This is a genomic window from Candidatus Hydrogenedentota bacterium, assembly GCA_012523015.1.
In the GTDB taxonomy this organism is placed as follows: Bacteria; Hydrogenedentota; Hydrogenedentia; order Hydrogenedentales; family CAITNO01; genus JAAYBJ01.
On record JAAYJI010000237.1, the window covers coordinates 19721 to 29236 of the forward strand.

Consider the following 9516-nt stretch of genomic DNA (forward strand, 5'->3'; position numbering starts at 1 on the left):
CCCTCATGATGTCCGCTGAAAAAAACTATGATGCCAACGAAGCTAGTGTATCCCTGTGGCTGCAACGGCTCGCCGACCCCTCGAAGCTTCCCGCCTTAAACGCCATTTACGGATTCGACCAAGAACGACTTTCAGCGCGCGTCGCGCTGCTGTACAAAACCTTAGAAGCATTTCTAAATCGTTATGGAGATCTTCCCGTAAGGATTTATCGTGCGCCCGGACGCGTTAATTTACGCGGCATGCACGTTGATACCCATGGCGGCTATTTAAATTTAATGACCCACCACCGTGAGGTCATCCTCCTTGCCGCAAAATCCGATACAGCTGTTACGACCTTGAGCAATACCAATGCCGCCTTTCATGAAATGCAATGGTCCTTTGAAGAGGAAACACTGCCTGTCGCCCCCAAACCATCATGGTTCGATTTTATTTCTCAGCCCGACGTACGCGAAGAAGTTGATGAACGACGGAAAAAAGCGGGGCGGGGCTGGACAAATTATGGTATAGGCGCCGCTTTACGTGTTGCCTATAAAGATGATAACGCTCCGCCCCCTGCCCTGAAAATTATGGTGGCAGGCGATCTGCCCGAAGGGGCGGCGCTCAGCTCCTCCGCAGCATTGAGTATTACGGCGCTCCTCGCTTACGCAGACTTTTCTAACCGCTCCTTCACAACTGAACAACTGGTCTGCATGGAACAAGATGTGGAATGGTATGCCGGAGCGCGGGTGGGTATGAGCGATCAGACCGCCATTCTGATGGGGCGGCCCGCGCACATGTTGCATACCGCCCTGTATCCACAAGACTTTAGTCTTGACCAAGTCCGCTATCTGCCGTTCCCTGAAGACTTGTCCCTTCTCGTTGTAAACTCCCACACCTCACGCAATCTCAGCGGCGCACAGCGTGCTCAATATGCGATCAACCGCTTTGCCTATTCCATGGCGCTCACTGTGTTGCGTGAAGAATTGTTGCGCGCCGGCATGGACGCGGCAACAGTGGAAACCCTAGATCGCTTGTCGCGAATCACTCCCGAAGCAATGGGCGGCTCATCGGCTATCTACAGACTCTTGAGAAATGTGCCCGAGTGGATTAATCTCCACGCGCTGCGCGAACGCTACGCTCTCCCTCAATTGGATTCTGTCTACCACCAATATTTCGGGACCCTGCCGCCGGAGAAACGTCCCCAAAACATTCCCCTGCGCGGACCCTTGTTATTTGGTATTACAGAATCTGCCCGTGCCCGACAGTTCCCGCTTCTCTTGGAACGAGGCGACTACGAAGAAGCCGGGCAATTGATGACCGTGGGGCATGACGCCGACCGCCTTATCCGGCCGGACGGGAGTCCCTACTCCATAAACCTTGATAATACTGCACTCGAAAGAATGGCGGCGGCAGCACTGCCTATTACCCACTGCCCCGGCTGGTATGGGGCAGGCAATCCCGCACTCGATCGATTGGTAGATACTGCTTGTGAACTAGGAGCCTTGGGTGCGTCCTTGACCGGTGCAGGCATGGCGGGCGCTGTTGTGGTTTTGTGCCGCGCCCGAGCGCACGAAGGCATCGCAAACGGGTTGCGACAGTATTTACAAACGCCACACTATACACGCCTTGCAAAGAGACACACAGACTTATCAGCACAGGAAGCCGCCGCCGCTGTTGTAGTCAATGCCGCTATAGGCGGAGCGGGAAAACTGTGCATCCCTTAAATCATAACGCACTGTGTTAAAATACACGGCAACCTTGTATAATCCCTATAAAACCTCCCTGATACAACTTTTGTTTTCTAGGGACTTTCCCGGCTTATACAACGGAATCAGCACGCGAGTAATCGGGTCTGTTGAGGCGCTGTGCTTTACTTCTGTGAAAGAGAGGGCATCGTACAAACAACTCAACACCTGTATAGATAAGGAATTATTTTCATGTACACAGATACGATCTTGAGTTTAATCGGCAATACGCCCATGATTCATTTGAAGGGAGAATCCGTTTATGCCAAAGCGGAATTTTTAAATCCCGGCGGCAGCATCAAAGACCGCGTCGCGCTTTCTATGATTGAAGGTGCCGAGGCGGCGGGACTGCTCAAGCCAGATTCCATTATCACAGAACCCACCTCCGGAAACACGGGCATTGGCATTGCTTTGGTTGGACGTATCAAAGGATATAACGTTCACATTGTGATGCCTGAAAACATGAGCGAAGAACGCAAAAAACTTATACGTGCTCTCGGCGCAACATTGACCCTTACCGACCCCGCACTAAGCATTGCCGGATCAGTTGATAAAGTGGTGCAATTACAACAGGAAGATCCCCGCGTCGTGATCTTACAGCAATTCGAAAATCCTGACAATCCACGCGTTCACTATGAACAAACAGCCCGTGAATTGTGGCGGCAAATGGACGGCGATATTGCTTGCTTCGTGGCAGGCGTGGGCAGCGGCGGAACCCTGCAAGGAGTGGGCAAGTTCTTGAAAGAACACAAACCTGATGTTAAAGTTATAGCGGTGGAACCCAAAAATGTATCCGCACTCTTGGGACATGAACCGGGACTCCACCAAATACAAGGCATTGGAGACGGCTTCATTCCTGCAGTCCTTGATGTATCGCTGGTCGATGATGTCATCGAAGTGACCGATCAAGACGCCATTGATACGACCCGAGAACTGGGAGCCCGACACGGTCTTTTGGTCGGTATCTCCTCCGGCGCAAACATATGGGCCGCCCAACAAATCGCCAAGCGCATACCCGGAAAGATTGTCAGCATCTTACCCGACAGAGCAGAACGGTACTTCAGCACATCCTTGATGTAATCAAAGGCTTTGAAATAGCCATAACAATAGATCCGCGTACAGAGCACGCCACGAAACATGTTGTACGCGGATCTTTAATTGTAGATCAAAGAAAGTTATTCAGCGCTGACAGGCGCCCAGCAACGATCGTAGAAAGCAGCGGTCTGTCCTTGAAGCAGGGCAAGCCGAGCCGCCGCATCTCCATCACCGGCAGCATGGCGGATCATGAGTCTTCCTTCTTCAAAACACATCTCATCATGCTGCGGCAATATTTCGCGCAGCAGGAAATGGGTGTACCGAACAAGGCGATAAGGACCGTAGGCGCGCTGTATGTCGCCCACCGGTGTTTCCACCGCTACAGAACGCATGTCGCGGACGGAAGCAATGAGATCGGCAACCTCAAGGCTGGGCGAGAAACATACGGTATAATAGCGCCCGAAAGCTTCGCTGGTTTCCAAACCATGGGTGTCACTGATGCCACAGACGGGGATGCGCCGACCTTTGGCACGTTCCTCTTCATACCGGGCAATTTGCAAGCCATTGATATCATTTTTTGCGATCCACTCGCGATGGTCACCGCTGATCAATTCTAAACAATCAAAGGTATTATCCTCGAAAAATTGATTCAACAGGGCTTCATCCACATTGTTGCGGTTTCCCGTCACCCAATAAGGATGGGCAAGCATGGCGAGACCCTTTCGCTCACGGATCCGTTCCACGACCCAGTTGCAGGCGGCATAATGGAAACGATTCACTCCCTCCGGCGTGGGCGGCAAGGATTCCATCAATTCAGCCACTTCTTTGCGATAGGTGGAATCATCCGCTTTATACAATTCCGTGATGCCCGAGTCTCCACCGAAATTGACGATGTGCACCGGGTTATCGGGAGAGTGGACTTCTTCTCCATCATAAATGCGTAGATCCAAAGCGACGCCATCATAGGCTTTTCTGGCAATAGCCGATGATCCAATAAAACGATGATCGGTCAGCGCCATAAAGTGAAAGCCCAATCGACGACCGGCGCTGGTCATATAGGCGGGAGACTCGACACCGTCGGAATAATTGGTGTGCATGTGTATATCGCCCTTATAAGGACGCATCTTATAAAGATCTTCATTTAACGAATAAATATGAAAATCACCCAAAGTCTTTTTCCGTGTATCACAAGTCTGAACAATGATCAAGGAATGTTCCTGTTCCGACTCAAAATAAGCGGTAAAACGGACGCGCCCATTTTCGGGCACAACAGCCACCTTCGTGCCTGCAGCCAAACCCCCGTCCTGAGACAACTTCATCATGGGCGTGTAAGTAAGTTCATAGGTGCAATTCTCTTGGAATTGAACATGTTCAAAAAGCGGCACGATTTCCACGGTCGATTCCTGATCTGCAGGCACGATTTTAGGCCACACATCGAAAAACCGATTTTCCAATTTAATCATGGATCCACTCGGCAATCGGGGACAGGTGAGTTGTCCGGCGTGGACACTGCACACGAGAAGCAGCATAATGACCGATACGAGCGTGATAAAACGTTTCATTCCTACTTCCTTTCTTTTGGGCTGATGACCAAGAACAATACAGAATCATCTACTTTATCATGTATCACGATTGCCGTCAAATACGAGAAGAGACAAAAAAAAACCGCCCCCAATGAAGGGGGCGGCAAATAGGCAAAAGAGGTATTGGTTTATACACCTTTAACTTCGATGGTAGCACCGGCTTCTTCAAGTTCTGCACGGAGGGCGTCCGCCTCTTCCTTGCTGACTTTTTCTTTAATGGTGGACGGAGCTTTATCAACCAGGTCTTTGGCTTCTTTGAGTCCGAGTCCGGTTTTGTCTTTCACGATCTTGATGACGCCGATCTTCTGAGAACCGAAGTCCTTCAGAATAACGTCGAATTCGGTGGGCTCTTCAGCGGCGGCAGCTTCGCCACCGGCGGCAGGCATGGCGCCCATCATCATGGGGGCGGCAGCAGTTACGCCGAACTTATCTTCGAGGGCTGTTACCAATTCGCTGAGTTCCAGCACGGTCAATTCCGCAATGCTATCGATAATGGTGTCAAGTTTTTCTGACATGATTCTATTTCCTTGTTTTTTATTAAAGTAAAGGTTAATGGTTGAGTAAGTAAAGTTACATAAATAAGGGTTAAGCGGCAGGCTCTTCTTCTTTCTGTTTACGAATTTGATCAAGAGCATTGACCAAATTACGGGGCAGCGCGTTAAGCACACCAACCGAATTGCGCAAGGGCATGGCAATCGTACCGACGACCTGAGCAATCAATTGTTCGCGAGACGGCAAGTCGGCCAAAGCGTTCAGCTGATCCGCTGAAACCACCGAACCGCTCAACACACCACCGCGCATCACAATAAACGGCACTTCTTTCGAAAAGTCTTTCAGAATTTTAGCCGGTGAAACAGGATCCGACGAGAAAGCCCAAGACGTGGGCCCTTCCATCATGGGGGAAGCAGATTCAAAGTTCAGGTCTGCCAAAGCGATCGAGGCAAGCGTATTTTTATACACTTTGAATTTCACGCCCGCTTCACGCAACTGCTTGCGCAATTCCGTGGCCTGAGCTACGTTCAATCCCACGTACTGTGTCATAATAGACACTTGACTATTGCTGATATTTTCTTTAATCTCAGCGACGATTTGTTCCTTTTCCGGAGTAGGCAAAAAAATCACCTCCTTATCAAATAAAGTGAGCATCTGCCTATCGGTTTGCGGAACTCAACAAAAAAGCCCACGCAGTCATAAAGACAGCATGGGCGGAATGGTTTTGCATCACAACAACATCCGCGGTCTCTGCAGGAAATTAAGACCTTTCGGTCACCGGCTGTCTCCGACCAGCAGTGCAGTTAAACATACACAGCTGAAGTGTATCAAAAAATGGCGTATCAGCGCAACTTTATGAAGGACCATTCCCGGAAGTTTGTTTACAATGAGGTCATTATACTCATCCTGAACAAGGAGTACCCCTGCATGAAACTAATTACATCCCGTCATGGGTGGCCCATTATTGCACTGGCTATCCTTTGTCCAAATGCATGGAACTGGAACCCAACCGCAATTTAGGGCTCACCAATTACGCCATCATGCTCAACACAGCAAAACGCTATAAAGAGAGCTTTGAAATAACCACATCCTTTGTGGAAAAGCTACCGTCCTCGCCGGTCGTTCTCAATTTGCACGAAGCCGCACTGGCAGGAAATCTGCCTTTTGAAGAAGCGAAAACTTTTTTAACGCTTTAGAAATCCAACCCACACATAACCTATACAAGCATGCCCTTGTGCAAATCGAAGCGCAATAAAGCATGCCCGGTGATTCCACAAACCGACAGATAGGTCTAGGAAGCGATCCTTAACATCGCCACAGCCAATTGCCGACGCTGCCGAGATCCCTCCCTAAATAACAGTCCGTCCCGAAGATAAAAAGTCCCATGAGAACGCGAAGTGTCTCATGGGACTTATGCACAAATCCAGCTATTACTTAGGGACAAAAAGCCCCTCGCTTAAGCCTTATTCTTTTTTCGGCTGACGCGGAAAGCGCCGCCCGCAGCAAGTGACAGTGCCAAGGCACCCAAGCTTATCAATCCGGCAGTGGGAATACCAATGCCGTGATATACGGTGAAGGGACCTACCACAAGCCGGCCGCCTTCATTGCCCGTTATATCTTCGCCAATGGCGTCCGTAACATGGACTTCGTATTGCCCTTCCATCGCCTCCGTGTAGGGATCGAAACGCAGCGTTTGGGTCGCCGTACCGGCATACATGCCGGGTCCCAAATAATTGCTGGGATAGAGCCCATCGGACAAGGCGATCAGATCATGTGTATCGGGATCAATGCGCTACCATTGGTAGCTGCGAGCTCCAAATCCGCCGTCTACGGTCAATGCCATCTCATAACTATCCCCTTCCCGCAAGGTGATATTGTCAATATCCACTGCAGAAAGCGGCGCACGCACTTCCAAATTCGCCGTATTGGAAGACAGGGTGACAAGCTGACCGAAAACATCATCGTAAACCACCACATTATAGGGCGTGAATCCAATCTCGTGATCAGCAGGATCTACCGTGTGGAAAACACTGTTTGGACTCGTTGAATCAGAAACGAGACCCTGAGCCACACTGGAGCGGTACCACTGATAACCGACTACGGACACACCTCTATGATACGAAGCAGAAAGTGTATAAGGCTCCGATGTGTTATACAACCGTGTGTTCTTCGGTGCTTCGGTAAAACGGACAATATCGCCGACAACCACGGTGCGCGTCTTTTGTATAGCATCAAGGAAACCATCATTGACGTCATAGGTAATGATGTAAACACCCAATGTATTGGTATCCACTTCATCACCGCCGATCACGACATCTTCCGGAGCCAGATCCCAAGCGCAGGCGTCATATAAGGTGAAGCCCATGTCAATAAAGGTTTCGCCAAGGCTTAGATCAACAACATCGCCGCCTTCCAATTCAATGATTGGCCGTGTCGTATCCACCACCTCTACACTACGGGTCTCCTGAACATAAAGGTCGGAATCTTCTATATGCAGGAAATAGGTCACTTCGAAAGTATCCACCGTATATTTGTCTACCGGGATGGATACTTCCAAGAACTCAGAGATATCTTCACCGGTATTGGGATCCCAAGCAGTCGCGCCCGGATCAATATATTCAGTACCGCATTCGAGCACAACAGAATCGCTGCCGTTAAGGGTGATCGTGGGAAGCTCCAAATTGTAGAAAGTGAGGGTTGTTTCTGTAGTACCCTCATTACCGCTCGCGTCTTCAGCGGTATACACCAACCTGTAGCTGTATTTTTCTTCAGATTCGTCCATGCCCTCCGGAGCGGAAATGGGGAACGATACGGACGCATTATCCTGATCAAAGGCTTCTACTTCACAAGACTGGCTCACATCACCGGAACAGTAATCGAAGGCTGTGATGCCGGCAAGCGCCTGCTCCTCAGTAAACCCGCCTTGAGAACGGGCAAAGCTTAGAGGTGCGACACCAACGAGCTCCGGCGGAGTTACATCTTTAACCTCAACTTCAGCATTACAGGTTGCCCAGTTGCCGTGGTTATCCCAAATAGTTACCTCTATGTTCTGCGGTTCATCGTCCACGTCGTCGCAATCAAATGCAATCCGGTCAGCCGTGGTATAGCCCCAGGCTATACCACAGGCGTCCTTGGAGGTATCAGTCGCAGGCGGGACGCCTCGGCCGCCAAGAATCGCCAATTCATCTTGCGTAAGGACATACTGACCAAATTGATCAAGTTCTACAGTCAGGCTGCCGCCTTCGGCGGTCGGGGGCGTCTCATCAACGATTTGCAATTGAACCGTCTTGACGCCGGGGTTGCCCGCGGCATCTTTAACGAGCAAGGTTACATTGGTAGTTTTCCCTGCCTGTTGACATTTAAACAAACTGGGTACAATCGCCAAAGACTGAATATAACAGTTGTCGTAACTCTGGTCGGCGATGGTCCAAACATCATCTTGATCCAAGGTATACTTCCCCTCATTATCCAATACAAGCCGCGAATGAGCTGGATTGACCACCGGTACAGGAGCTTCAGTTTCCGTCACCCAAATATCTGCCTCACAGATGGCTTCGCGACCCAGGATATCAACCACCGTAACTTTCAATTTATCCGTTGGAATACCATTGCAATCAAAGGTTTTATCCTCTAATTTGACCTTCCAAATGGGCGCTTCAGAAGTGGTTTGATTGGGATCATAGACACGGCCAAGGTCCGTAATTTTATCCTCTTCGGTAAAGTTCACATGGGTGGTCAAACAGTAGGGTTTCGGACCCTCAGTCGTTTTTTCATTCGCGCCTCGATCCACATTTCCCCCCACAGGTCTGGGTATACCGCGCCGATCGGTAAAGAGACCGGCTGCTATAGTGGGATCCCCTGTGTCAATGGCAGGTGAATTGTCTTTTAGATCACTGTCCGCTTCCAACAGGGGATCAGCAGAAGTAACCCCATCGCCTTCAATCCAATTTCCGGTACCGGCATTATTGGGTAATATACTATATTCCACTCGGAAAGACGCCGTGCTGCCCGCAGGCTTTCCAAACTTGACAGCGCCCGCGCTGGGATGCCACACAATACTGTTACTCAGCGTAACAGCTTCTTCAGTTTCAGGAAGGCCCCAGCACAAGATACCACTGGATTCCGCGCTCCAGTTCGTTTCGTCGAAGCCGCCCACAGGACTCGGCGTAAAGTCACTGACAGTATTATCGCGTATGGTCAAAAAATTAAGCGTCGGCACGGCACCGTTAATAAAAAGACCGCCGCCGCCACGGATGGGGCTGCCGCCATCAGGTCCGGCGCTGCCGTCGCCCTCGCTTAAAACAGTATTCTTTTCAATAATACAATTGATAACATGGGCATTGGCCGCGTAAAGCTCTTCATCAACTGTGCCCGCTTCAATGGCGATACCGCCGCCTGCCACGGCGGCTGTATTGTTCAGTATACGACAATTCGCAATAGTGGGTGAAGACAGCCAAATATAAATACCACCACCACGCCACGTGTGATAATTGCCCGGGACACCGGTTGCCTTACCGTTCTGAATGATAAAACCATCCAGCACCGTGTTGACGCCGGGCGAAGATTCTTTGCCGAATACCACAACGTGGTAAGCCGGATCGCCCCCACGAGAAGAATTACCATCAATAACAGCACGATTCTGAGCAACCACACGTTGGTCGCGGTACTGTTCCTGTATACCC

The 9516-nt window shown here is 50.2% G+C and carries 8 protein-coding genes; 3 read left to right on the forward strand and 5 right to left on the reverse strand.

The window, feature by feature from the left end:
- Window positions 1–5: 5 nt before the first annotated feature.
- A complete protein-coding gene (locus tag GX117_10335) occupies window positions 6–1703 on the forward strand; it encodes a hypothetical protein (protein NLO33735.1) in 1698 nt (565 codons plus the stop codon).
- Between the two features lie 213 nt (window positions 1704–1916).
- Window positions 1917–2804: a cysteine synthase A gene (gene cysK, locus GX117_10340; protein ID NLO33736.1), complete on the forward strand. Its 888-nt coding sequence runs from the start codon at window positions 1917–1919 to the stop codon at window positions 2802–2804.
- Window positions 2805–2899: 95 nt separating this feature from the next.
- Here cysK and GX117_10345 read toward each other — a convergent pair whose 3' ends face one another.
- The 3 genes from GX117_10345 to rplJ form a co-directional block, all read right to left on the reverse strand.
- A complete protein-coding gene (locus GX117_10345; GenBank protein ID NLO33737.1) occupies window positions 2900–4321 on the reverse strand; it encodes a hypothetical protein in 1422 nt (473 codons plus the stop codon).
- A 149-nt stretch (window positions 4322–4470) separates the two neighbouring features.
- Window positions 4471–4860 (reverse strand): 50S ribosomal protein L7/L12, encoded by a 390-nt coding sequence (gene rplL, locus GX117_10350; protein NLO33738.1) that lies wholly within the window; start codon window positions 4858–4860, stop codon window positions 4471–4473.
- Window positions 4861–4927: 67 nt separating this feature from the next.
- Complete coding sequence (gene rplJ / locus GX117_10355; GenBank protein NLO33739.1) at window positions 4928–5455, reverse strand: 50S ribosomal protein L10; 528 nt, start codon at window positions 5453–5455, stop codon at window positions 4928–4930.
- Window positions 5456–5814: 359 nt separating this feature from the next.
- Here rplJ and GX117_10360 point away from each other — a divergent pair, with 359 nt between their 5' ends.
- Window positions 5815–6030 (forward strand): hypothetical protein, encoded by a 216-nt coding sequence (locus GX117_10360; GenBank protein ID NLO33740.1) that lies wholly within the window; start codon window positions 5815–5817, stop codon window positions 6028–6030.
- 260 nt (window positions 6031–6290) lie between these two features.
- Here GX117_10360 and GX117_10365 read toward each other — a convergent pair whose 3' ends face one another.
- Complete coding sequence (locus GX117_10365) at window positions 6291–6593, reverse strand: hypothetical protein (protein NLO33741.1); 303 nt, start codon at window positions 6591–6593, stop codon at window positions 6291–6293.
- 33 nt (window positions 6594–6626) lie between these two features.
- Window positions 6627–9516: DUF5011 domain-containing protein (locus GX117_10370; GenBank protein ID NLO33742.1), on the reverse strand; the 2890-nt coding region annotated here is incomplete at its 5' end.